Genomic DNA, 25373 nt, shown 5'->3' with positions numbered 1-25373 from the left:
TGCTTGGTTGAACCGAACCTGGCCGGGAAAAGCATGCATTGTTTTGGTTGTGGGATAAAGCTGTTTTTACGCTTTGGCGGTTGAAACGGCCCGTTCCTCGATGGACTTTTTCTCATTTCAAAACAAGGTCCCGCTTGGTTCTCGCCCGATCTCTGTTAACCTTGTTTTGAGCATCACTCGGAATCAATCGCTTAGGTGTTGAATGGAACCCGAAAGTCGGATTACTCCCTTTCTTTACATCGCGTTTCTCTTTCTGGCGATCGCCTCTGTTATCGGCGTGCCCGTTGTGAATGAGATGCTGATCGGCTGGGCCGAGGCGGGTTCCTGGATGGCGAACAGCGTGGCCTATATCGGGGCCAGCGTGGGTTTGGTTCTCAACATTCTGGTGCTTTCCGCTTTTATCATTCTGCTGGATCGCACCATCGGCATCGGCCGCGGCTTTTTGTGGGGCCTGCGCATGTGTTGGCAGCACGTGCCGCGCGGCCTGCAGTTCGGCGTGGCGGTGGTTGGTGCCGTCGCCGTCTGTATTGACGTCAACCAGTTGATTCTTTACTTGCTTAGCGACGGGGACGCCGTCACCGCCGGTGAAGGTTACCTGGCGATTGCTTCCGCGATTTCCCGCTATACGTTCCAGACCGACGCCACGACCGCCAACGTCTTTTTTCTCGTGGTGCTGAGCATTGCCATCATGCTCGGTTATTACCGTGCCCCGGTGTGGCAACGAATTCGCTGCGCACCTTCGGCCGCGGAAAAAACCATTTCGGGAACCATGGCCGCCCAGGGCGACGCCCGTGCGCGAAAAAAAATCGCCAGGGCCGAGCAACTGGTTGAAGAAGGGCGCCTCGGCAAAGCCGCCAAAATTTTAGAGAGCTTGGGCGAAGAATACTGCTACCGCGCCGGCAAGTTGTATGTGCAGCGGGGACACCACGGCCGCGCCGCCGCTGCCTTTTTGCGCGGTGGTGATTATTACGCGCGCATCGGCAACTACTTACGCGCGGGCAACGCTTATTATTTTGGGAACCACTGGGAAAAGGCCGTTGAAGCTTTTTCACGAATGAAACCCTCCTCCGGCTTTCTCGAGGATCGCGAACGGGTGAGCCAATGGGGGCAGCGCTGGGGGGAATCGCTGTTTCACCTGGGTCGGTTTGAAGAATCAGCCGAGATTTACCTACGCTTTGAAATGTTCCAAAAAGCCGGGGAGTCCTTTGAAAAGGCCGGCATGGTCAAAGAAGCCGCCGCCGCTTTTGATCGAGCCGGCTCCTTTACCGGCACCACCAAGGTGTCTGAGGAACACGGCGAAACCCAAAAAGTATGGATCGAAAAAGCCAAGGCTGCCGGGCAGCAAGGCGAATGGGCGCAAGCCGGGGCCTATTATGAGAAACTCGGCGATTTCGAAGCGGCGGCACTTGCTTTTCTAAAAGGGAACTTGAAACGCAAGGCGGCCCACTGCTTTTTTACCAACCGAAGGTTTGACAAGGCTTTGGAACTGTTTCTGGAGGTCGGCGAGGAAGAAAAAGCACTGCAGTGCTATCAGGAACTCGGCCAATACCAGCGGGCCGCCATGCTGGCCGCCGAGCTGGGTTTGCAGGATCGCCAAGCCGAATTGTTCCGCAAGGGCGGCGACTACGTGCGCGCCGCCAGGGCTTATTTAATGATTGGCGAGTTGTCGCAGGCCATTGATTGTCTGCGTCTCGTGAACCGGCAGCGTGTGGATGAGATTCGTGAGTGTGTTCAAATTATTAGCATCCTCACTGAACAGAAACGGCTTGAAGACGCCTTGGAATGCGGCATGGCCATGATTCGCGGCCATGAAACCGAAAAAAACCTCTTGCCCATGGTGCATCGGGTTATTGATGTGTTGCTTCGCTTGGACGATGTGAAGCGGGCCGCCGAGCTGGCGTTCCGTTTGGCCGATCAAAATCCCAATGACGACAGCGCCGTCCAACTGGCCAAAAACATTGGACAGCGCGTGGGTATTACCTACCGCGTTAAAAATGCGTCCATTGCTTCTTCCCTGAGTCATTTGGTGGAAACCCCCATGTTGCCGGATCCGCGCATGAAGGCCGTGCCCCAAAACCGGCGCAATCCCGCGGCCCAGACCCCGCTTCCCGCGGTCGATCCTTTCCCCGTTCCGACCCCGGTCGCGCCGCCCGTCGTGCCCGTTCCTCAAGCTGTCGCGCCCCCGGGCCGAGCCAAGCGTGTGGCAAATCCGTTTTTGCCCGAGTCGGAGCAGGGAGAAGTCACGCTTACCTTGGATGACGAGTCCATTTACGATTTAACCCGCGACGGCCCCTTGCGGCGTTACCGCATCATAAAAGAGCTGGGTAAGGGCGGGATGGGCCGGGTTTACAAGGCACTGGACACCCGCTTGGACCGCAAGGTTGCCCTGAAGATGTTGCACCCGGAACTGAATCACGAACCCAAGGTTCTTTTGTTCTTTAAGCGTGAGGTGCGCTCGATTGCCTCGCTGAACCACCCCAACATCGTGCAGCTTTATGACGCGGGGATGGAGAAGGGCTGCTTTTACATGGTGATGGAGTACGTAAAAGGTGCCACGCTGGACAAGCTTGCTTTGCGCCAGCCCGATAATTTGCTCAAAAGCATGGTTGCCATCTGGCACCAAGCGTGTACCGGCCTTAAATATGCGCACGAGGCGGGTATTATCCACCGTGATATCAAACCGACCAACATTATGGTCAACAAATCGCGAACCGTGAAAATTCTTGATTTTGGCTTGGCCAAGCAGGTTTCCGACACCAACCAAACGCAACAGCTTTGGGGCACACCGACCTTTATGGCGCCGGAACTGTTTCTAGGTGATCGGGCGACCTTCCAAACCGATATTTATTCGATGGGCGCCACCTTCTATGTGTTGGCTACCGGCCGTGAACCCTTCGGGCAGGACAACGCCTCCGCCAAATTCGCCGGCAACGGTTTGCCCGAGCCGCCCCACAAACTGGAACCCAAAATTCCCGTTGCTTTGTCCAACACCATTCTGCGCTGTTTCTACCTCAACCCCAGGGATCGGTTTGAATCGGTTGATGCCTTGATCGCACAACTGCGGCAGATCGGTGGCAAGGGCCGTTAACCCGTACACAAGGTTTTCAGGTTCGTTCGCGTTGGGGGTGAAATTGCGAGGCCGGCCTCAGCTTAGTGGGCGTGTTTCCTGCCGATGAAGTTGAATTCGGCAACCAGCCCGGCAAAGAAGTTGCGCGCACCGCGGCGGACAAAGGAATACAGGTAAAGCGCCAGCAAACAGGGGAATGCCGCGATTTGGTACCAGGTCCAATGGGCGTGCTCGTGGCCCCCCGCCGTTGCGGTGAAATTTGGTAGCAACAGGTTGGCGGAATAGGCCGCGATGAGCGTAAACCCAAGCGTGAACAAACCGAATAACAGGGCGGTGCGGCGTCCGTGTAATTCCGACAAGACGCCGAAGGTGGTGATATTGGTCGCCGGGCCCGTGAGCAAAAACGCCAGGGCCGCCCCGGGTGAGACCCCGTTCAGCAGGAACACCGCGATAAGTGGCGTGGCGCCCGCGGCGCAAACGTAAATCGGCATCCCCAGTAACGCGAACAGGGGGATCTCCGCCCAGGTAGGGATCGACCGAAGCATGCCGGTCGACATTAGCGGGTCGGCCACGGCGGCGATGGTGAGACCGATGAGAATCCAGGGACCGGTGTTATCCACGAGATCGACCAAGCCTTCTCGCAACCCTTTGCGCATTTTCTCGGAGAAGGACGGTTTCGTTTTGTTGCCGGAGCAGCAACTTTTTTTCTCTTCCTGGACTTGTTTGTTTTGGGCCAAGCTTCCCACCGCGACCCCAACCAGTAGGGCGACCAGCGCCGCCGCGATCAGGCGGGCCAGCGTCATTTCAGCGCCCAGCAGGGGCAAGGACAGCAGTAATGCATCAAGGCCCAATTCCGGGGTGGCGATGAGGAATGCCATCGCCGCGGTGGGTGGGGCACCCTTGCGAATCAAGGTGTGGTAAAGCGGTACTACGCCGCAGGAACAAATTGGCAGCGGCAGGCCGACCATCATGCCGCGCATGGATTGGCCCACGCGCGACCCGCCCTTGAGCCAGTTGATGTAGCTGTCCGGCATGAAGCCCGCAATGATACCCGCGAGCACGTAGGCAATGAGGAGCGCGGGTGCGCTTTCACGGGCCAAATCCACGAAGGTGGTGCTCATTTGTACAAGCCATGGGTTCGTTTCTTCCGTGATGTGATGGGTAACCATATAAACGAGCAGGGCGAGACCGGCGAGGTTGCCGAAACCTTCGAACCAGAGATTGCGGCGTTGGGCCGTGGGACAACAGCTTTCTTCACCGTGGGGCTGATGGAAAACCACGTGCAATAGGCTGCCGGCGACAAAAGCTTGGAACCAGGCCATGCCTTGGGTTGACAAGGCGGCGACCACTTGGGGCGCCGCGAAAAAGCCGATTAAGGTGCCGACCGCAATCAGACCCAGCGCGGCCAGGGCCCAGGCCAAACCTTGTTTGGGGCGGACAAACCACCAGATGGTTAAGCCGATGGGAAACCGGTGCAGCAGCACACCGAGCGCCATGCTCCAGGCGCTGACGCCGTGGTCGTGACCACCGCCGTGATGGTGGTCCTCCGGCAGGGCCAGAATGGCGCCGTCGGTCACGGCGTGTATGGCTAAGCCTAGGAAACCTAGGGCCAGCGCGATGAGGTGTGTTTCTCGGGTGTGCCCGTGGAAAAGCCGCTCCGAGAGGGAGGGCAACATCAGACCAACGAACAGAAACAGAAGTGACCACCAACCGCCGTCGGCCAGGGTTTCCGGCAAAATGACCGCGAGAACCAGACCGGCGATGCTGATGAAAATGAACCCGTCCAGCAGGGAAAGCCAGGATTTACGTTGCGACAGAAGGCCGTAAAGGATCGGCCCGAGGAAAAGGGTGGCGATGCCGGCGATTAAAAGTGTCAAAGGCGTTTCCTCCCGGTGATGCTGGTCGGATTGGGCGGCGGTGCCGCGCCATTGGGCCCCTATTATCCAGGGTTTTGACAGAAGCGTGAAGCAGGGGCGGTGTGATTTTGCCAAAAATTTAACCGAGCTTCATGTCTGGACTTACCTGCTTTAGCGAAGGTCCTGAGGCGGTGCGGGTCGGCGTTGGCCGGCTTGAGAATGCGGGTTGACAGGGAAGGTGGGCTTCTATAAATTGGAATTGATTTTGATACTTGATCTCAATTAATGGAGTGACCATTCCTCATGCTTTCTTTTTTGTCACGGGTTCCCACCGGCTTACGTCTTGCACCGCTTCTGTTGTTGGCTACCTGTTCCCGTCCCACCGCCGAGTCCCAAGCCCCGGTGCCGCCCGCTGTTGACGCCCACGCGGTGCTTAAGCAACAACTGGTTGCCAATTATGCCGCTTTGGTTCACACCAATTACCAGGACGCCCTGCAGGCCGCGCTGAATTTGCAAGAAGCCGTTAAAGCTTTTTTGGCAAACCCCTCGGAAGAAAAACTTTCGGTTGCCAAAGAACGCTGGTTGGCGAGCCGGGTTCCTTACCTCCAAAGCGAGGCTTATCGCTTCTATGACGGTCCCATCGACGATGTGAACGGGCCCGAGGGGTTGCTTAACGCGTGGCCCATGGATGAGCGTTACGTGGATTATGTGGTTGGATTTCCCTCTAGCGGCATTATCGCCGACACCACGCGGTACCCCGAACTCACCAAAAAACTGCTGCGCGCGCTAAATGAAAAAGACGGCGAAGCCAACATCGCTACCGGATTCCACGCGGTTGAGTTCCTGTTGTGGGGCCAGGATTTAAGCGAGACGGGTCCTGGCGCGCGTCCTTATACGGATTTTGTGCGCGGCCGAGCCGATTTTGCCGAGCGCCGTGCTTTGTACCTTTCTCTAACGGTCGCCATGCTGGTGGAAGACCTCCAGTATTTGGTGGATGCTTGGGCGCCGGATGCCGCCGATAACTACCGTGCCGGCTTTGTCGCCAGTGATCGGGCGTTGGATCACATCCTTGAGGGGGTCGGGCGTTTGTGCGGGGCGGAACTGGCCGGCGAGCGGATGGCGGTGCCGATGGCGACCCGTGAGCAAGAAGATGAGCAAAGTTGTTTTAGCGACAATACCCATATGGACGTTTTGATGAACGCCCGCGCCTTGAACAATGTGTATCGCGGTCGCTACGAGACCCTTGCCGGCAAAGCGCACGACGGTCCAGGTCTCGAAGACTTAATGGGTGTGGTGAATGCCGACTTAAACCGACGCGTTTTGGCGCAATTGGAATCTGTGATGCAAAGCTGTGCGGCGATTCCGGTTCCCTTTGATCGTGCTGTCCAAGAGGATGCCTCACGACCCGCCGTGCAAACCGCGATTGATGATCTGCGTACCCTGACCCGGTTGTTTGTCGAGGTGGCCGGCGCGTTGGACATTACCCTAAATTTGGAGGCGTAAGTCCTTGATGTTTGACCCTTCTCTCTCCATTCGCAAACCTTGGGTTCTACTGTGTTTCAGCTTGTTCGCGATGGTTTTGTCCCATTGTTCCCTGTTACCGACCCCATCCGACCCGCGTTTTACCGCGCTTGAACCGGGTGAAGAACTGGCCGGCGGGGCGACCACTGTATTTGACACCGGTCCCAATGCTTTTGCCTTTTCCGCGCGCAACATGTCCGCCGCGCGACGCACCGACTTTTTGGTGGGCAACTCGTTTTTCGAACAAAACTGGGTGATTGCGCCGGCCTCTACCCAAGGCCGAGACGGTCTTGGTCCGCTGTTTAACGCGCGTTCGTGTTCGTCCTGCCATCTACATGACGGGCGCGGCCGGCCGCCGCGTAACCAGGAGGGGATGGTCTCCATGCTGTTGCGGCTTAGTATTCCCGGCCAAGACCCCCATGGTGGACCCCTGCCGCATCCGACTTATGGTGACCAGCTTAACGAACGCTCGGTACCCGGGGTCCCTGGCGAAGCCGAGACGCGATTGAGCTATACCGAAGTGCCGGGAACTTATGCTGATGGAACGCCTTACCGCCTGCGTCGGCCCCAGATTGAAATTCATAACTGGGCCTATCAAGCACCCAGCCAAGCCTTGGCCGTTTCGCCGCGGGTGGCGCCCGCGATGATTGGTTTGGGGCTTTTGGAGAGCATTTCCGAGGCCGATCTGCTGACGAATGTCGACGAAGCGGATGCGGATGGCGACGGCGTTTCCGGTCGCGCCAACTTCGTGTGGGACGCGGCCGCGGGCGCCCATCGTTTGGGGCGTTTCGGTTGGAAAGCCAACCAGCCTAACCTGCGTCAACAAACCGCCGGCGCCTTTTTGGGCGACATCGGGATTACCTCGGAGCTGTTCTCAGCGGAAAATTGCGGCGAGGGTCAGGACGATTGCGCAAAGGCTCCCAACGGCGGTCAACCTGAACTCAGCGAAAGCATGCTTGATCAGGTGACCTTCTATTCGCAAACCCTTGCCGTGCCGGCCAGGCGGGATGCTGATGCGGCCAACGTGTTGGCCGGAAAAAAGTTGTTCTATGAAGCAAAATGCACGGCTTGTCACGTGCCTAGCTACACGACCCCCGTTCGCGAGGATTTTCCCGAGTTGTCGAACCAAAAAATTTGGCCCTATACCGACCTTTTATTGCACGACATGGGCGAGGCGTTGGCTGATCATCGCGCGGATTATCGCGCCGATGGCCGCGAATGGCGCACGCCGCCTTTGTGGGGCATTGGCTTGTTAGAAACAGTCAGCGGCCACATGGAACTGTTGCACGATGGACGCGCGCGCGGGGTGGCCGAGGCCGTGTTGTGGCACGGCGGCGAGGCAGCGGCGGCGCGTGAGCGATTTCGTGCCATGAGCGCGACGGAACGCGCCAACCTGGTCGCTTTTGTCAAATCCTTGTGACCGAAACCGCGGGTGACCCAGAATAAAAAAAAGCGGTCAAGCTTGTGCCTGGCCGCTTTTTGATAACGCCGTGGGGTTTTATACCGGAGGCGTCTCTTCCTCCGGGGTGTTTTCTTTTTTGGGTTCACTTTTGGGTTTTGGTTCGAAGCGGAAGCTCAGTTCTTCGTTCTCGAAGTCCACGACCGCGGTGCCGCCGTCTTTGAGTTCGCCGAACAGTAACTCGCTCGCCAAACGTTGTTTGATGTGCTGGTCGATGACGCGGCCCAAGGGGCGGGCGCCGAAGGCTTTGTCGTAACCCAAGATGCCCAATTGGGCGCGGGCCGCCTCGGTCAGCTTCAACTCAACGCCTTTGTCGAGCAGTTGATGATCCAGTTCGCTTACAAACTTATCCACCACGCGTTCCATAATTTCCGGGGTGAGGTGGTTGAAGTGGATGATGGCGTCGAGACGGTTGCGGAACTCCGGCGTGAACAGTTTTTCCAGTGCTTGTTTGCCCTTGGACTTGGTGCCGGACTCATTGCCGCCGAAGCCGATGGAACCCGCCGCCATTTCGCCGGCGCCCGCGTTGCTGGTCATGATGATGATCGCGTTGCGGAAGTCGGCTTTTTTACCGTTGTGGTCGGTTAAGGAGGCGTGGTCCATCACCTGCAACAAAATGTTGTAGATGTCGGGGTGGGCTTTTTCAATTTCGTCCAAGAGAATCACCGAATAAGGCGCTTTGTTGACCGCGTCTGTCAGCAGGCCCGCCTGGTCGAAACCGACGTAACCCGGGGGCGCGCCGATCAAGCGGGAAACCGAGTGTTTCTCCATGTATTCACTCATATCAAACCGCACGAAATTAACCGCGAGAATGTGGGCCAGTTGTTTGGCGACTTCTGTTTTCCCGACGCCTGTTGGGCCGGTGAACAAGAAACTGCCCACCGGTTTGTCGCCGGTACGCAGGCCGGAGCGGCTCATGACAATGGCGCGGGTCAGCACGTCGATGGCTTCGTTTTGGCCGTAAACCATGAGTTTCAAGTCGCGTTCGAGGTTTTGCAGGCGCTCGCCCTCCGTGGTGGTGACTGTTTTGGGTGGGATCTTGGCCATTTCGGCGATAACCGTTTCAATGTCGGGAACCTCAATTCGGTTGCGGCGCTCTTCGGTCGGCAACAGTTGTTGGGCCGCGCCGACCTCGTCGACCACATCGATGGCTTTATCGGGTAAGTGGCGGTGGTTGATGTGTTTGGCCGCCAAGTCGGCCGCCGCGCGCAGGGCCTCATTGGTGTAGGTCACCTCGTGGTGTTTTTCGTATTTGGGTTTCAGGCCCAGCAGGATTTGGTAGGTTTCGCCGGCGGTGGGTTCGTTTACATCGATTTTTTGGAAACGACGGGCGAGGGCGCGGTCTTTTTCGAAGCTGGCGCGGTAATCCTCGTGGGTGGTTGAGCCAATGCACTTGAGTTCGCCACTGGCCAGGGCCGGTTTGAGGATGTTGGACGCATCCATGCTGCCGCCGCTGGTGGCACCGGCACCGACAATCGTGTGGATTTCATCGATGAACAGAACCGAGTGGGGGATGGCCTGGAGTTCTTTGACCACCGCCTTCAAGCGTGCTTCAAACTCGCCGCGGAACTTGGTGTTGGCCAGCAAGGCGCCCATGTCGAGGGCGAAGATGCGGGCTTCCTTGAGGACGTCGGGCACCTCACCCTTGTGGATAAGCAGTGCCAATCCCTCGGCCAATGCCGTTTTGCCGACACCGGGATCGCCGATGTACAAGGGGTTGTTTTTCTTGCGGCGGCACAATACCTGAATGGTGCGTTTCACCTCTTTGTCACGGCCGATCAGTGGATCGATTTTGCCGTCCGCTGCCTGGACGACCAGGTCAACTGTAAAGTTTTCAAGAGGTTTTCCCTTGGCGCCGCCTTCTTGGGGTTCCTCGCCGACTTCTTCTAATTCGTAGGAGGCGTTTTCGACCTTGGAAACGCCGTGAGAGATGTAGCTGACCACATCAAATCGGCTAATGTTCTGTTTTTCGAGGAAGTGAACCGCCTGGGAGTCTTCCTCACGGAACATGCTGACCAGCACATTGCCGCTGTTCATTTCACCGCGACCGGAGGACTGAACATGCAGGGCGGCCCGTTGCAGCACGCGCTGAATCGTCAAGGTTTGTTGGGGGTCTTGGTCGATGTTGTCGGGCAGGCTCTCGATGTCGTTAATGAGGTAGTTCTCCAAATCGGCGCGCAACCGCTCTAGGTTGGCGCCGCAGTGGGTGAGAATTTCTTTGGCCATGGGGGTTTGGATCATGGCGTAGAGCAAATGTTCCAGTGTGAAAAATTCGTGATTGCGGCGTTTGGCTTCACTGTAAGCCATGTGGATCGCGCGCTCCAAATCTTTGCTAATCATAGGGGGATCCCTCCGGTGGGTCTGTTGCCGGATACGACGGGTCGCGACCGATAAGGGGTGTGTCACGTGATGTTTGCGTGCCGGGGTCGCGGTCGGTTTGTACGGCCTTATTCTTCTTCCATCACACAGCGCAGCGGGTACTCATTGGCCTTGGACGTTTCGGTGACGATGGCCACCTTGGTCTCGGCAATTTCGTGGGAATACACGCCGGCGACACCGCTGCCGGTGTTGTGGATTGCGAGCATGAGGCCTTTGGCCTGGGCCGGGGTTTTGTGAAAAATGGTTTCAAGCACAAAAACCACGAATTCCATGGTGGTGTAGTCGTCATTGAGAAGAATGACCTTGTACTTTTTGGGAACCTTCACTTTTTTTTTGGTTTCGGGGATGACTTCTACGTGTTCGTCGAAGTGAGCCATTGTGCTGTCGTCCCTCCTAACGCGTCGTTTTTCTTGCTTCCCTCAATATATATTAGGTTGGGGGAATGGCAAAGGGGCCGCGCGGCCTTGGGGCTGTTGTTGTGGGTCGAGGCGTGGGGAAAATCACCCTCGGAACCGGTTGTTACGACGGCTGGTGTTGCTCACTCATGGCCCGGATCGCCTTGGGCGCAAGCCGTTTCCTGTGCTACACTCATCGCCGGACCAAAGACGTTTTGGTCGGCGCGAGACGGCCGGCACCGGTTAAATCGGGTGAAGGGACGGCCGAGCCGGTTCTACTTTTGTAGTGGACGGGTTAAGGTGTGCGCCGGCGGCGGCTGATCGAATAGCCTGCCGGTACTAAAAATGTTGAAACTTGGCGATGACAGCTTGCCTTGCCTGTGCTATGATGCGCAGGTTGTGGAAAAATTGGCGGTTGTTACCGTACTGTGAGAGTTGCCCGCCACGTTTCATGAAGAGTCGAAGCTGCCTTTATTTGCGCTTCCTCCATTCCACCGTTTTTTCCAAGGTATCCTGTTTAGGACCAAAAGATTACCCTTTTAAGTGACATTAGGAGCACAAATGGCTAAGAAGTCAAAAATTGCCAGAAACATTCACCGTCAAAAGATGGTGGAGAAGTATCGCGAACGCCGCATTCAGTTGCTCAAAATCATCAACAATCCTGAAGCTGGTGATGAAGAGCGCGAAGAAGCGATGCGTAAATTCCGTAACATTCCCCGTGATGCCTCACCTACGCGCGTTCGTTTGCGTTGTGAGGTGACCGGTCGTCCCCGCGGTAACTACCGCAAATTCCGTCTCTGCCGTAACAAGTTCCGTGAACTCGGTCTTGCCGGTTTGATCCCCGGTGTTACCAAGTCTAGTTGGTAATGCGCTGCCTCGGTTAAGTCGAGGCTGGTTAATTGTTTACCCTTGAATTGAATAAGGAACCGATGAAATGAAAGTTGTTAATTCCATCAAAACCGTGAAAAACCGCCATAAAGACTGTAAAGTCGTTCGCCGCCGCGGGGTTACTTTTATCATCAACAAGACCAACCCCAAGTTTAAAGCGCGCCAAGGCAAGCCTGGTAAGAAAAAGTTCTACTAGGGACCACGGTCGTCATAGATAAAAAAGCGCCGCGCTTCGAAAGAAGTTGCGGCGCTTTTTTTATGTGTTGATGTGAGTTGTGCTGCGAAGTTGTGTCCATAAACAACAAAAGCCACCCCGTGGGGTGGCTTTTGTTGTGTGGGCTTGAAGTGGAGCCAAGGGGGCTCGAACCCCTGACCTTTGCACTGCCAGTGCAACGCTCTCCCAGCTGAGCTATGGCCCCTCAAGCAACAGGCGTAAGGATACTTGATTACCCCTTCCTGTACAAGGAAAAAAATAAAAAAAATGAATTTTGTTCTAAGTTGCTTGGGCGAATAGGGTTGGGTGTTATGTGGCGTGGTGTGGTTGGTGCGCGGGCAGGTGGATGATGGCTGGATGGTTGGCGCGGGGAATGGTGGATGATGGCTGGATGGTTGCCGCGGGGAATGGTGGATGATGGCTGGATGGTTGCCGATCCGGCGTGTGCTGAAGGTACACGCACACCGCTATGCGGGGACCCTTCTTTATTTAATCTGTGAGGCGGAGCCGAACTACCTCAAGCTGTCCTGGAAGGACTATCTATGACAGCCTGGGGTAAAGGAGCAACGCGACTGCCACCCTAGGGCGCCCCAATCCACCGCTCCCCAAGTCCTGAAGGGACTGGCGCAGGAACACCGCCCAATCCACCGCTCCCCAAGTCTTGAAGGGACTGGCGCAGGAACACCGCCCAATCCACCGCTCCCCAAGTCCTGAAGGGACTGGCGCAGGAACACCGCCCAATCCACCGCTCCCCAAGTCCTGAAGGGACTGGCGCTGGAACACTGGCGCTGGAATATTTCTGCCGGCACCTTCAGCGCCAGCCTTTCGGGTTCCCCAAAGACCCCCTTCTGCCGGCACCTTCAGTGCCTGCCTTTCGGGTTCCGCGGTGATCCAGGGTAGGCCCCTTTTTCAAAGGGCCCGACCCTTCGCTGCCATAGTTAGTCCTTTCAGGACAGCGGGTTGAGGTCCGCCTTCGGCGAACATTCAAAAAAATGGTGGGCCCCCATCAGGGTGTGTTCGTCCTTTCAGGACGAACCGGATCAAGCCCCGGTCCCCATTTGTCCGCGACCCCCACCGTCATCTTCACACGCAAAAGATCCCCGTCTTCACTCACGGCCACCCGCCATCTTCGCTTGGGGGCTGATCTGGTGTGTGTTGATGGTACACGCGCGACCGAAAACACGGCCGGCATGGTGGGGCGACAGCGCCGCCGGCTTGGGGTTTCCGCGCCGCGCGCCGGTGGTCAGAGGATCATTACATTATATATATGGGGTGAACCACTACAGCCAGGATTTGGCGATGGTCGCCGCGCGGCTGTCGGGGTAGCGGGTAATCACGCGGTTGTAATCCTCGCGTGCCTCACTGATTTGGCCGAGCCGCTCACGCGACTTGCCCAGTTTTAGCAGGGCGTCGGGTACCTTGTGCGATTTGGGGAAGCGGTCGAGGAGCCGTTGAAACGCGAGGATGGCCTGGTTAAAATTGCCGCGATCATATTCGACCTCGCCCCACCAGTAAAAGGCGTTTGCCGCCAGTTTGTGGGTTCGGTGGTTTTCGGCGATGTTTTGGTAAATGGCTTTGGCTTCGCTGTAGCGGCGCTGGTTGTAGTGGTCATAGGCTTCGCGGTATTTGTCTGCCACGTTGTAAACGCCCATTTCGACCAGGGGTGCCGTTTCTTCCGGGGTTTGAGTCGCGCTCTTTTCTTTGGTTTGCGCCGGCTCGGGTTGGGTCGCTGAGCCGTCCGCGACCCTGGTTTCTTCGCTTGGTTCAGGCAACGTTTCCACCACTGGCGGCGGGGGCGATTCCGGTTCGTCGTATGCCGTGGCCTCCGGTTTGGTGTTCGCGGCGGTGTCTGTTCGAGCTTGGGTGGTCTGGTGTTCCGCGCTGGGGATTGCCTCGAGGCGGGCGATTTTGTGCTCCGCTTCCTTAATTTTGAGCTCCAACAGGATGATGCGTTCTTGGAGTTGGAGAATGGACGGATCGATTTGGGCCTTGCGTTCGAAACAGCCAAGGCTGGAGGCGGCCAGGCAGAGGGATCCGGTCGTCAATAGCAGGCGACGAAAAGGACGGGTGAGGTGGGGTGGGGCGGGTGTCATGGTGAACTCGGTCGCGGTTCCCGATTAGGCTTCATCGGGGTTAATGGTAATTTTGAGGTCCTTGATGCGTTTGGATAAGGTGTTGCGGTGCATGCCGAGGGCCTTGGCCGAATGGCCGATGTTACCGTTGTGTTGCATTAAGATCTGCTGGATGTAGGTCGACTCCAGTTCTTTCTTGGCAAACTGCAAGTCGATGTTGTTATTAATAAGTTCGGCAACTAGTTCTGAAAGTTTATGATGCAAAATAATACCCGCACATTGGATTGACGATTCGCGTGACCTTTGTGGTGCGGACGCAAGTGGTCGGAGCCACATTCGGCCTGACCGCGCCGCGGGGAAACAAGGCTTGGAAGGGGGACGAAACCTCCCCCTAAAATAACATCTTTCGTTTTTGGGCAACAAGGTTTGATTGGCGCGGGCGGTCGCGGCGGCCCGATTCGCTGGGGATGCATCATTGTTTCGTCGCCGGCTTTCAATAGGCTTGCTTCCCGTGTAACGTCTTTGTTTGCTGTTGTTCGCCGCGAGGCATGTGCCGGCTGGGACCTTGCCTTCGCGCTTTTCCCACACGAAGTGGTTGCATGAGGGCGGGCGCTGTGCGAATTTATGGGCGTGTGTCTCTCGTTTTTGAAGGGTCGGTGGACCAGGGTTGGGTATTGCCGGGTTGGGAAGGTCAAAATTCCCGGCGATCCATAACGGCCGTTTGGTGTTCACGGAGAAGTGCCGGCTTCTTGGATTTGGCCCTTTTGATTGATTGGCGTTTATAGCTCACCGGGTGTCTCGGTTTTTTTGCCGCGGCGGGTGGGCTGATCGTGTCCGGCGCTTGGCGCCGCGCGTTTTTCTCGCTTCCTACCACGCCTGACGCAAGCGAAGTTTGCGTTTAGCACTTTTTTCGCGGAACCCGCGAGGAAAGCGTTGAAGTGCATCGATACAGGTCACAGTAAGTCAAAATATGAGGAGCAACTATGGCCGGGGTAACGCCTTACAAATGGAAACGCAAAACCAAAATCGTCTGTACCTTGGGACCGGCGGTTAATAACCGGGAAAAACTCAAAGAGTTGATGTTGGCGGGCATGGATTTGGCCCGCATCAATTGTTCCCATGGGGAACCCGAGGACCGTGCCGCGCTCGCCGCGCTGGTGCGCGAAGTCTCAGCGGAACTGGGGCTTTTTCTGCCGATTATGTTCGATCTACAGGGGCCCAAGATTCGTTTGGGTCGCCTCGATGAGCCGATTCAGCTTGTTGCGGGGCAAACGCTGCGCATCACCACCGGCTCCGGGGTTGGCAGCCCTGACCTGCTATTCACCACCTACGAGTATTTTGCCGAGGACGTTAAGCCTGGCGAAATGGTATTGATCGACGACGGGAAAATCGGCCTGCGGGTGGAATCGATTGATGACAAGTTGGTCACCGCCACCGTGGTTGTGCCCGGCCTGCTCAAGCAGCGCAAGGGGATCAACCTGCCCGACACCAAAATTACCGCGCCGTCACTCAGTGAAAAAGATTTGGCCGATCTGAAAATGGCCGTCGACCTTCAGGTTGATTTTGTGGCGGTTTCGTTTGTACGCCATGCCCAGGACATGATCCATGTGCGCGAATCAGCCGATGGTTTTGGCAAAAACCACCTGTTTTTGATTGCCAAGATTGAACGTCCCGAGGCCATCGAAGAATTAATTCCGATTATCGGTCACTCCGACGGGGTGATGGTGGCCCGCGGTGATTTGGGTGTTGAAATTGGTTCCGAACGGGTGCCCTTGCTACAAAAAGAAATCATTATGCGCGCCAACATGTCCGGCAAGTTTGTCATTACCGCGACTCAGATGTTGGAAAGCATGATCGAAATTCCGGTGCCGACGCGGGCCGAGGCATCCGATGTGGCCAACGCCATTTTGGATGGCACCGACGCCTGTATGTTGTCGGCGGAAACCGCCGCGGGTGCCTACCCGATTGAAGCCGTTGAGATGATGTCAAAAATCGCCTCGGAGGCCGAGAGCCACGCGGTTTACCGCTACCAGGCGCCGACCATGCCCAAGGGCAGCATTCACCACATTCCCGACGGGGTCAGCACCGCCGCGTTTCATACCGCCGGTCTGATGGGTGCGCGTCTGTTGGTTGCCTTTACCAACTCGGGTTACTCGGCGCTCAAACTATCCAAAAAACATCCCGACACCTTTATCGTCGGCGCCACCATTCACGAGCACATCGCGCGACGCATGCGCGCTTTCTGGGGCATTATCCCGATCCTGCTCAAAAAACCGGCCACCATTGAAGAGATGTTCGGCGAAGTGGAAGCCCGCATTACCGAACTGGGTTTGGTGCGTTCCGGTGATGTCGCCATCCTCACCGCCGGCTATCCGTTGTGGACCTCCGGCAGCACCAACTTGCTACGGGTCATCGAAATCGGCAGTGACCGACGTTAGCGAGGCTTGGGATTTCGCGTTATGGCTGCTTCCCGAGGGGGAAGCGGCCATGTCGTTGCAGGGCGAAATCCACCGACTTGCCGCGCGTTTTGATGCGCCGCGCTTCACGCCCCACGTCACCGCTTACGGCGGTAAGGCCGTGGTGGACGAGGCGCTTGAGGCGGTGGTCCGGCGTCTGGTCGCGGCGTGTGTGCCCTTGACGCTGCCTGTCACCGGCTTAACCCACGGTGATTTTTTGTTCCAAACCTTGTTTCTGTCGCTGGGTGCAACGCCGGCTTTGGCGGACTGGTTTACCGAAATCACCGACGCCTTGGGGAACCCGAAAAACTACCGGCTCAACCCCCATCTTAGTTTGATTTACGCGCCGCTTACCGACGCCGACAAGCAGGCTCTATCTTTCGAAAAGCAAGGGTGGTACGAGGCGGAAGTACCCGCCTCGCTGGTGTTTGATCGGCTCGCCTTGGTCACGCCGGGTCCCCGTGGCTGGCACCCATTCGATCATTGGCGCCAAGTCCTCGAGGTGCCCTTGGGCTAATCCACACCGGCGACCGCGGCACGCGCGCGATCCCAACTTTCGCGCAGTTTTTTGAGTTTCTTCTTGCCCAGTGGGCCGAGCTGCGTTACCGCCGCCATCATCCGGTTGCGGCAAACATCACTGCCGATGATCGCCATGCTGTCGAACAGGGGGGGTACCACCGTTTTGCCCGTCACCGCCAAACGTACCGCGTGGGTGGTTTCGCGCATCGACCAACCGTGGATGTCCCCCACGATGCGGAACGCTTGTTCAATCGCTTCGCGATCAAACTGAACCAGCGTTTCCAGTTCCCAGATGAATTTTTGCAGGAAGTCACGGGTATCTTCCGCCTCTTTGCCCTTGGGTGGAATGGTTTCCTTGTCGACGGTGATCTGGCTGAGGAAAAAGATGTCGCAGTACTTGGTGAAATCGCCGAGGGTGGTCAAACGTTTGGTCATCATCGGCATTAACTGTTGCAGAAAGGTTTCGTTAAAGCGCCAGCCCATCAACCGAGCGACCAGTTCCTCGGCGGGTAAGGCCTGGAGGTGTTGCCCGTTGACCCAGGTGAGCTTGTCCATATCGAAAATGGGACCGCCCAGGCTGATGCGTTTGATGTCGAAATCGGCGACCATTTTTTCAAGGGCGAAAATTTCGCTGCCGTCGGGTTGGCTGTAGGCCATGTTGCCGAGGAAGTTAACCAAGGCCTCGGGAATGATGCCCATGTCGCGGTAATAAAGGATGGAGGTGGGGTTTTTACGCTTGGACAGCTTGGAGCCGTCGGCGTTGCGCAGCAGCGGCAGGTGAATGACCTGGGTGGGTTCCCAGCCGAAGTATTGGTAAAGGAGAACGTGCTTGGGCAGGCTGGGCAACCATTCCTCGCCGCGCAAGACGTGGGTGATCTTCATCAAGTGATCGTCGACCACGTTGGCCAGGTGGTAGGTGGGGAAGCCGTCGGATTTGAGCAGAATTTGGTGGTCGATGGTGGCGAGGTCAAAGGTGATATCACCGCGCAAGGTATCGTTCACCACCAATTGCCCCTCGCGGGGAACCTGCATGCGGACCGTGAAGGGCGTGCCCGCGTCTTCTTGGGCTTTGATTTCCTCGGCGGAGAGGGTGGCGCAGTGGCCGTCGTAACCCATGTTGCCGCCGGCTTGGCGTTGCGCCTCGCGCAGCGCGTTGAGGCGTTCTTCCGTGCAGAAGCACTTGTAAGCATGACCGTTGTCAATCAGGGTTTGCGCGTGCTCGCGGTAGATGTCGGTCCGTTCGCTTTGGCGGTAGGGACCGTAGTCGCCGCCGACATCGGGACCCTCGTCCCACTGCAGACCGGTCCAGCGCAAGGCGTCGAGGATCATGGTCTCGTATTCGGGTTTGGAGCGGCTTTGGTCGGTGTCCTCGATACGCAAAATGAAGCTGCCGCCGCCGGCTTTGGCGAAACAATAATTATACAGGGCGATGTAGGCGGTGCCGACGTGGGGGGAGCCGGTGGGGGAGGGCGCAATGCGGACGCGGATGGGTGAATCGGACATGGGACTTCGCCTCCTGAGCGAAACCCGACCAAAATCGCTGAAGTCGGGTGAACGTGAAAAATCGGAACCGGATTGGGTGCTCGCGCGTTGCGGCACCGTGAGGAAAGGGTGAGGAAATAACACGGTTTGCTAGCTTCCCCCTTCGTCCAGGATTACAAGAGGAGGGGGGCCGGAACGAAGTGGGTCGCGGCGGCGCAAACCAAGTTGGATCGGGATAACCTCGGCTAATTTGGGAAAGTAAAGCGTGAAAAACGCCGTTCGCCAAATGAGTCGGCAAGCGACGGGTGGAAGTGAAACCGGCCCGTATCGCGGGGTGACCCGCGCCGATTATACCCGAGCAGGGCGGTGGTGGCATGGGCTAAGTGCCGGCCCGCATTTCTCACAAGGAATTCTGCTACGAAACCGAAAGCCATGCGATTACTCCGCATACTCGGTCACGCCGACTTCGCCTCGGCTGCTACGCCGCGAGGTCGGCCCCGCGCGAGGTCGATCCCGCGAAAGGTCGGCCTGCGCCGGCGCTCGGTGGTCGTCTTCGTACGCATAAGGCTTTCAGCTTCTCGCGACGAATCCTTGTGAGACATACGGGCTAGCTCGTTTAAAGTGAGGGGGTTTCACCTGGTGCGGTTTGTCCGCCGAGGGCCGGCGGGGTGTGGCCTTTTGGGGGCGGCTCTGTTTTCACGGGGCTCGATGGTTTCGTAGCCCGGCCCCGCGTCGTCAAAAATGGGTCTCTTCGCACCCGTCGCGCCGCCTGTTTGTTGGGTCGCTTTCACACCAGGTGTTTTTTTTTAAGTAAAAACTCCCTTTGTGTTAACTTCCTTTTCACGAAAGCCAAAACCCCTGCTAGACTGTAGGCCTAGATCGCGGTCGGTTCCTTTTCTTGTTGAAAATTCGATTTGTATTAAAGCTCCAACGGTTTCCATCCGTATGAAGACTTAAACACGGCCTTCCGCACCGGCACTGTTTTTGAAAGAATCCGCAGAGCGGTTATTCGCACAATCCTGGTTCATCCCGCGACACCGACTCGCTTACCCAATCATCAGCCACCGTTTGCTGTTTTTTGAACCAACTCGTGAATCCACCGTTAAACCAGGTAGTCAATCTTGATCGACGTTGGTTGGTCGAGGTGTCCTCATCTTTTGGAGGTTAGGATATGCCAAGGTTGATTTTTATAAGGCCAGGGGAGACCGATTACTTCCTGCGCGAAACCTTTTTGGGGCGAATGGACGTGGACCTCAATGAAAATGGTTTCTACCAGGCTTCGGCCCTGGGTCATGCTCTGGACAAGTACAGCATTTCTTTTTTGGCGTTGAGTCCGCTTAAGCGTGCCGTGTCCACCGCGTTGCCGCTGGCTGAGGTGCACCATCTGTCGCCGCACCCGGTCGCGGGTTTCCATGCGATGGATTACGGTGAATGGGAAGATCGGCGGATCAGTTACATTCGCCATGGAGATCGACGCCGTTACGAGGCATGGTTGACCGACCCGAATTTCCCCACGCCCGGTGGCGAATCCTTGCGTGAAGTGTATGCCCGTGCCTACAACGATCTGGCGCACATTGTGCAACAGACCAACAGCGACGAAACCATCGCCTTTGTGCTTCAAGACGCGGTTCTGCGTGTTTTGTGTTGCGCCGTGCTTGATTTACCGCTCGACGCCGCCAAACGTTTTTCGATGGCACACGGGAGTTTTGCGGTTTTTGAACGCATCTACGAAGACGGTCCTTATCAAATGACGTCGTGGAACCAGACCCACCATTTCGAGTCCGGTGTGGGTGCGGCTGTTGCCGACGACCTATACGAGTGCTAAACCTTTCTTTGCAACCTGCCGCTGGTTCATAAGCGGTCCGTAGCGGCCCAAGTCGCCTTTTGAACTTGGGCCACCAATTAGTTCGCGTTCCGTGATTGCGACGGGTGGGATGGGTTCTCCGTTTGGGTCCTCTTAACGCGAGCGCCCCTTGCGATTTACTATTTCCTCGCGGGAACCGCGAGGAATGAGCCGGTGGTTTCGGTTACCGCCGCGGTGGCCGCCCGGGTCCCGAAACCACGCTGTTTCTTGAACCCGGAACGGCCGTGATGCGAATTACCCACAATTTGAAGGGATGTTTCACCCGTTTTCATCACGAGCGCAGCGCGGTATTAAGCGGACTTGCGATTTTCACGTTTTTGATCGAAAAGGTTGATGGGCAGCGCATCCGCGCCTTCCTCCAGGGTGAGCGTGCGAATGGGGAACGGAATTTCGATGCCGGCCTCGGCGAATGCTTTTCGGATGGCGATGATCCCTTGGCTTTTCGCCTCGGGGAAGGACACCGGGCCCGGGAACTGAATCCAGAAGCGAACCTCCATGTCGATACTGCTGTCGTTAAATTGGGTAAACACCCCCTCGGGTGCGCCCAAACCCTCGTCGATGAAGTCCAAGGCGCTCACGGCTTCCACCGCGAGGTTCGAAGCTTGTCGCAAGTCACTGTCATAGGCGATGCCGACCGGGATATCGACGCGACGAATTCCGTTCAGCGAATAATTGATCAATGGTTTTTGAAAAACTTCGTTGTTGGGCAGAATGCAAATTCGGCCGTTAAAATCCTCGAGTAGGGTATTGCGTAGGCTGAGTTTTTTGACGGTACCTAGCAGGCCGCCTGTTTCCACGACATCCCCTTGGCGAAAGGGTTGGCGAATCCCCAAAAAAATCCCGGCGATCAGGTTGGTTACCAAGTCCTGAAATGCCAAACCCAGGGCCAAACCCACCAGACCGGCACCGGCAAGGAGCGAGGTGACCGCTTTTTGCAGGCCGAGGACACCCATGGCGACAAACAAACCGACACAAATAAAGACGATCTGGGCCAGCTTAACCAAGAGATCGACGATGGTTTGGTTGTGGTTGAAGGGTTGCGTCACCCGTTTCACGACCAAGGCGACCCCTTTGGCCACCAAAAAGAACATCATCAAAATCAGCACCGCAACCATAAAGTTCGGAAAATGGGCCACGGCCGTATCCAGCCATTGGCTGAATTTCGAATTGAGTGCTTCTATTGCACTTGTAAACATAAAAACCCCCTCAAAAAGATGGGCACGCGTACGTGCCCATGAATTCATCGATTGATGTGCGAACGAGCCCACATTTCTCACAAGGCGTTCTGCCGCGGGGCAACCCATGCGATTACGCGGGGGCGGCCCTCCGCTTTACTCAGTCGAGCTATACGCGACGTAGCGCTGCTACGCCGATAGGTCGGACCCCGATAGGTCGGACCCCGATAGGTCGGACCCCGATAGGTCGGACCCCGATAGGTCGGACCCCGATAGGTCGGACCCCGATAGGTCGGACCCCGATAGGTCGGACCCGCTCCGTTTGCGCTTGGTCGTCATCTCCGTACGCACAAGGTTTTCAGCTTCTCGCGACGAATTCTCGTGAAAAATGCGGGCTAGGTGGTTCCCGATAAATTATTTAATTTCGAGGGCGTCGGTATGGACTTTGCGAACCCCGATCGTGTCGGTGGCGATTTGGTGGGCCAATTCTTTTTCGCCCATGGTGGCGACTTCACCTTTTAAGGTAACGATCCCTTTATCAACTTCGATGTCGATATCGGTTGCATCGACGCCGCGGGTAAAGGCGTATTGGCTGTTGATTTTGGTACCAATCCAGGCGTCATCGAGTTTGTTCATCATCTGTTCGATACGACGGTCTTTTTCTTCCCGATCCGCTTCGTTAATGTTCAGGTGGCTGGTTACCGTTTGGACACCCTTGGTGTTCCGGGCGATACTTTTGGCGATTTTTAATTCTTGCTTGTCGGAGACCTTACCGGCAAGGCTGACGTGACCGTCTTCTACTTCGACATCAATTTTGAAACCGGAGACGTGTTTGTTGGCGATTAACCGTGAAGAAACGGCAACCCCAATCGCGGTATCGTTAACAAATTCAACCGCTTCAGCGACCATGGTCGTATCCTTTTGTTTGGATCGGCCGGTGTCCGGCTTGTTGGTGATGGTCAGGTAATTTTCGACATCGCGTACACCCTCGGTGCCTTCCGCGATGGAGCCGGCCAGATTTTTCTCGGCGCGGTTATCGACCTCGCCGTGTAAAGAAACCGTACCGTCCGAGACATCAATATCAATGGTCAATGGATTTAAGCTTTCGCTAAGTGCATAACCGGCCCATAACTTAGATGCAATAAGTGTGTCTTCCAGGGTGGTGTTGTCTGATTCGGCTTCAGCGGGCGTCGTAGCGACAAGACCAAGGGCCATAAGGACCATAAATAATCGAAACTTCAAGGGAAATCCTCCTAACAGATTGAGTGATGTTGTATGGTGGTTACTGGGTTTATGAGTGGGCGTGAGACCGATGGAAAATAGAACGGTAAAATGCCTTACCGAAGGTTGGGTGCGACGCACTCATCTTCGAAAGCAGGCGGTCTACTTGGTGTTCCGCCTCGTCCTTCTTAAGGCCGTAGCGTTTGCGGATGCGGCCCACGAATTCCTCGCGTTTGCCGCGCGCCGTTTTGAAATCATCGTCGGTCAGCTTGCCCCATTTAGCGCGGGCTTTGCCCTTAAAGATTTCCCAGTTGCCTTGTGCAATTGTCCAATTCATAAAAACCTCCTTTAAGCTATGTTGTAAAGAGATATAGGTGAGAATGCGGAAGGTTTTAGCCTTGCGATATTAGGCGTTCATGCTCGCGAGCAGGTTGTCTACCTGTTGTTCCGCTTCATCTTTTTTTATACCGTATTGTTTGCGAATGCGACCCACAAATTCCTCGCGTTTACCGCGAGCCGTCTCGAGATCGTCGTCGGTGAGTTTGCCCCACTTGGCGCGGGCTTTACCTTTAAAAATTTCCCAGTTACCTTGTGCAGTATCCCAATTCATAAAAAACTCCTTTATTCATTCTATGTAAGCGATTGAACCTAAAGTGTGCAATTCGGGTGGATGCAATTGTGCAAGTGCATCGCCAAGAATCGCCCAATTTAGGTCAAAGGGTTAAGCGCGTGGATGGATGCGTCGTCGGCATGCGTGCGGGCCGGCAGGGCGGATTACCCTTGGGTCGCACGGAGTTGCCCGACAAGGCCGGTGATTCTTTGAAACCTGAGCGGGTTAACCTTGGGTGTGAGCATCAAGGTCGAACCGCGGCGGTTCTGAGGAGAGCGCACGCAACGAGGGGTGCGGGCCTGTTGGGGTGGCGTCAGCGGTGCTTGAAAGCGACGCCCGTACGGTTTAATTCACCGTGAAATGCAACCGGGATTGCGCGCGCTGTCTTTGGAGAAACAGCCTGTTGTCTCAATTCATGATGGATGCATGAACGGATCATTTGTTTCAGGCTGTGGCCTCCTTCGTTGTTCTGCCTCCCTGGTAGCAGGTCGCGTGCCAAAAGTAGATATGTCTTGTAAGTTGTTTGAAATAATGGGTTTGGTTTTTTTTGGCGTTTGTGAGGCCCGCTTGACTCAGATCGGGTTTTGTAGATTCTTCCGAATCTTTGTGTCAAATTTTCAGCGAATTCCGCCCGGTTCCCGCCATGGGTCATCCGGGCACCGGTTACCCCCGACCTTGCGATGCAGGCATAACCGTGCAGCCTTGTGTTATGGTGGCGGGCGATCTTGCATCTCGGAGACCCGTCCCATGACTCGTCCTACCCAGCGTGAATTCTTAAAGTTAGCGATTCCCAATATTTTGACCAATTTAACCGTGCCCCTGGCCGGCTTGATCGACATGGCGTTGTTGGGTCATTTGGAGGCGGTTACCCCCTTGGCCGGGGTCGCACTGGGCACCCTCATTTTTGATTATTGCTATTGGTCGCTTGGTTTTTTGCGCATGAGTACCACCGCCCTCACGGCCCACGCTTACGGCGCCGACGATTTGACCGGCTCGGCCCAGGTCCTGGCCCGTTCGCTGGCGACCGCGCTGGTTTTGGGCGGTTGTTTGGTGCTGCTCCAGGTGCCCTTGGGATGGGGCGGGTTTGCACTCATGCAGGGCGAGGCCGCCGTCGAGGCGGCCGGGCTCAGTTATTTCCACGCGCGCATCTGGTCGGCGCCCGCCACCTTGACCGGTTATGTGTTGGTCGGCTGGTTGCTGGGCCGTCACCAGGTCGGCGCCGTTTTGCTGTTTTCCTCCGTGTTGTACGGTGCCAATATCGGGCTCGACGTCCTTTTTATATTCGGTCTGAAGTGGGGTGCCTTCGGCGCGGGGCTGGCGACGATGTGTGCCGAGTACCTGGCCGTGGCGGTGGGTTTGTTGTTGGTTTGGCGCCGCCTCGGGGATCACCCACCGTTCCAATTAGGCTGGTTGCGTCGCCTGGAAGATTTTCGACCCTTAATGGCGCTCCAGGGCGATATCTTCGTTCGTAGTTTCTGTCTGATTAGCGCCTTTTTCCTGTTCACCAACCTTTCCTCTTCCTTTGGGCAGGTTCTGTTGGCCGCCAACACCGTGCTTTTCCGCTTGCTAAACACCGCGGCTTATTTCATCGATGGTTTGGCCTACGCACTCGAGAGTTTGGCCGGTAAATACCAGGGGGCGGGGGACCGGCCCGCGGTGAAACGCGCCTTGCTTAGCGCTTTGGCCTGGAACATTGGCGCGATTGTGCTGTTTATCGCCGTGCTCTTGGGTGCCGGCGATTGGGTGTTGGCCGCGTTAACCCATCACGAGGCCGTGATTGAAACCGGGCGGCGCTACATGCCCTACGTCATCGGCATGTTGTGTTTGTCGGGGTTCGCCTACATTCTCGACGGTTTTTTTATCGGGCTTGCCAAGGGGCGTATTTTGCGCAACGGCATGCTGATCTCTTTGGTTCTAGGGTTTTTGCCGTTCCTGCCGATGATTGTTTTCGGCCGAAACGAGGAAGCACTTTGGTGGGCGATGTCGGGGTTTATGGCGTTGCGCGCCTTGACCCTCGCCTGGGCCTGCCGTCGTTGGTGGTGGGCCGACGAGAAATAGTCGGCCGATTTCCGAGCTAGGGCTCAGGAAACCCCGCGTCTCGCCGATAACAATTTAAACGGCCGGGGCCTTTCGCCCGTCGATGGTGATGGTTTATACACCCCGGAGGGTTTCCGTGGAGAAAGACGGTGAATCTG

At 56.4% G+C, this 25373-nt stretch carries 19 protein-coding genes, 1 tRNA gene and 1 pseudogene; 9 read left to right on the top strand and 12 right to left on the bottom strand.

What is annotated here, in order from left to right; all coding sequences use genetic code 11:
- The first annotated feature begins 295 nt into the window (after positions 1-295).
- Positions 296-3088 carry a serine/threonine-protein kinase gene (locus J3U88_RS20850; protein ID WP_243436066.1) on the top strand — a complete coding sequence of 931 codons (2793 nt, stop codon included), beginning with the start codon at positions 296-298 and terminating at the stop codon, positions 3086-3088.
- A gap of 62 nt (positions 3089-3150) precedes the next feature.
- Here the strand turns inward: J3U88_RS20850 and J3U88_RS20845 are convergent, their stop codons facing one another.
- Positions 3151-4944, bottom strand: coding sequence for a permease (locus tag J3U88_RS20845; protein ID WP_207860910.1), 1794 nt, complete (start codon positions 4942-4944; stop codon positions 3151-3153).
- Between the two features lie 282 nt (positions 4945-5226).
- Here J3U88_RS20845 and J3U88_RS20840 point away from each other — a divergent pair, with 282 nt between their 5' ends.
- Positions 5227-6426, top strand: a complete 1200-nt coding sequence (locus J3U88_RS20840; protein ID WP_207860909.1) for an imelysin family protein — start codon at positions 5227-5229, stop codon at positions 6424-6426.
- 70 nt (positions 6427-6496) lie between these two features.
- Positions 6497-7864, top strand: coding sequence for a di-heme oxidoreductase family protein (locus tag J3U88_RS20835; protein WP_423842074.1), 1368 nt, complete (start codon positions 6497-6499; stop codon positions 7862-7864).
- Between the two features lie 78 nt (positions 7865-7942).
- Here the strand turns inward: J3U88_RS20835 and clpA are convergent, their stop codons facing one another.
- Together clpA and clpS are read right to left on the bottom strand one after the other, a co-directional pair.
- Complete coding sequence (gene clpA / locus J3U88_RS20830) at positions 7943-10243, bottom strand: ATP-dependent Clp protease ATP-binding subunit ClpA (protein ID WP_207860907.1); 2301 nt, start codon at positions 10241-10243, stop codon at positions 7943-7945.
- A 107-nt stretch (positions 10244-10350) separates the two neighbouring features.
- Complete coding sequence (gene clpS, locus J3U88_RS20825) at positions 10351-10659, bottom strand: ATP-dependent Clp protease adapter ClpS (protein ID WP_207860906.1); 309 nt, start codon at positions 10657-10659, stop codon at positions 10351-10353.
- A 579-nt stretch (positions 10660-11238) separates the two neighbouring features.
- On the opposite strand from clpS, the gene rpsN reads away from it, so the two are divergent.
- Both rpsN and ykgO read left to right on the top strand, forming a co-directional pair.
- Positions 11239-11544 (top strand): 30S ribosomal protein S14, encoded by a 306-nt coding sequence (gene rpsN / locus J3U88_RS20820; RefSeq protein ID WP_207860905.1) that lies wholly within the window; start codon positions 11239-11241, stop codon positions 11542-11544.
- 67 nt (positions 11545-11611) lie between these two features.
- Positions 11612-11761 (top strand): type B 50S ribosomal protein L36, encoded by a 150-nt coding sequence (gene ykgO / locus J3U88_RS20815; RefSeq protein WP_207860904.1) that lies wholly within the window; start codon positions 11612-11614, stop codon positions 11759-11761.
- 150 nt (positions 11762-11911) lie between these two features.
- On the opposite strand, the gene J3U88_RS20810 is transcribed toward ykgO, so the two are convergent.
- From J3U88_RS20810 to J3U88_RS20800, 3 genes are all read right to left on the bottom strand, one after another.
- A tRNA-Ala gene (locus J3U88_RS20810) sits at positions 11912-11984 on the bottom strand.
- Between the two features lie 1075 nt (positions 11985-13059).
- Entirely contained in the window at positions 13060-13872 is an 813-nt protein-coding gene (gene ybgF, locus J3U88_RS20805; RefSeq protein WP_207860903.1) for a tol-pal system protein YbgF, read from the bottom strand.
- A 24-nt stretch (positions 13873-13896) separates the two neighbouring features.
- Positions 13897-14115 carry a helix-turn-helix domain-containing protein gene (locus tag J3U88_RS20800; RefSeq protein ID WP_207860902.1) on the bottom strand — a complete coding sequence of 73 codons (219 nt, stop codon included), beginning with the start codon at positions 14113-14115 and terminating at the stop codon, positions 13897-13899.
- Positions 14116-14834: 719 nt separating this feature from the next.
- Between J3U88_RS20800 and pyk the strand changes: the two genes are divergently transcribed.
- Positions 14835-16289, top strand: a complete 1455-nt coding sequence (pyk, locus tag J3U88_RS20795) for a pyruvate kinase (RefSeq protein WP_207860901.1) — start codon at positions 14835-14837, stop codon at positions 16287-16289.
- On the top strand, positions 16276-16824 hold the full coding sequence (locus tag J3U88_RS20790; RefSeq protein WP_207860900.1) for a hypothetical protein: 549 nt from the start codon (positions 16276-16278) through the stop codon (positions 16822-16824). Before pyk ends, J3U88_RS20790 begins: the two co-directional genes overlap by 14 nt.
- Here the strand turns inward: J3U88_RS20790 and gltX are convergent.
- Positions 16821-18329, bottom strand: coding sequence for a glutamate--tRNA ligase (gene gltX, locus J3U88_RS20785; RefSeq protein WP_207860899.1), 1509 nt, complete (start codon positions 18327-18329; stop codon positions 16821-16823). The two genes, J3U88_RS20790 and gltX, sit on opposite strands and share 4 nt — an antisense overlap.
- A gap of 1150 nt (positions 18330-19479) precedes the next feature.
- On the opposite strand from gltX, the gene J3U88_RS20780 reads away from it, so the two are divergent.
- Positions 19480-20133: a histidine phosphatase family protein gene (locus J3U88_RS20780; protein ID WP_207860898.1), complete on the top strand. Its 654-nt coding sequence runs from the start codon at positions 19480-19482 to the stop codon at positions 20131-20133.
- Between the two features lie 329 nt (positions 20134-20462).
- Here J3U88_RS20780 and J3U88_RS20775 read toward each other — a convergent pair whose 3' ends face one another.
- From J3U88_RS20775 to J3U88_RS20755, 5 genes and pseudogenes are all read right to left on the bottom strand, one after another.
- The gene (locus J3U88_RS20775; protein WP_207860897.1) at positions 20463-21368 is read right to left on the bottom strand and encodes a mechanosensitive ion channel family protein; all 906 of its coding nucleotides are present in this window, start codon (positions 21366-21368) and stop codon (positions 20463-20465) included.
- 168 nt (positions 21369-21536) lie between these two features.
- The gene (locus J3U88_RS35375; protein ID WP_207860896.1) at positions 21537-21686 is read right to left on the bottom strand and encodes a pentapeptide repeat-containing protein; all 150 of its coding nucleotides are present in this window, start codon (positions 21684-21686) and stop codon (positions 21537-21539) included.
- 75 nt (positions 21687-21761) lie between these two features.
- The gene (locus J3U88_RS20765) at positions 21762-22589 is read right to left on the bottom strand and encodes a BON domain-containing protein (protein WP_207860895.1); all 828 of its coding nucleotides are present in this window, start codon (positions 22587-22589) and stop codon (positions 21762-21764) included.
- A gap of 121 nt (positions 22590-22710) precedes the next feature.
- Positions 22711-22905, bottom strand: a pseudogene (locus J3U88_RS20760) (CsbD family protein); the annotation flags it as partial.
- Between the two features lie 69 nt (positions 22906-22974).
- A complete protein-coding gene (locus J3U88_RS20755; RefSeq protein ID WP_207860893.1) occupies positions 22975-23178 on the bottom strand; it encodes a CsbD family protein in 204 nt (67 codons plus the stop codon).
- Between the two features lie 747 nt (positions 23179-23925).
- Here J3U88_RS20755 and J3U88_RS20750 point away from each other — a divergent pair.
- Entirely contained in the window at positions 23926-25236 is a 1311-nt protein-coding gene (locus J3U88_RS20750) for an MATE family efflux transporter (protein WP_207860892.1), read from the top strand.
- The last annotated feature ends 137 nt before the right edge of the window (positions 25237-25373 follow it).

Source organism: Acanthopleuribacter pedis, from assembly GCF_017377855.1.
Lineage (GTDB): Bacteria > Acidobacteriota > Holophagae > Acanthopleuribacterales > Acanthopleuribacteraceae > Acanthopleuribacter > Acanthopleuribacter pedis.
The sequence above is the reverse complement of the archived record's forward strand: the minus strand, read 5'-3'. Positions and strand labels throughout refer to the sequence as shown.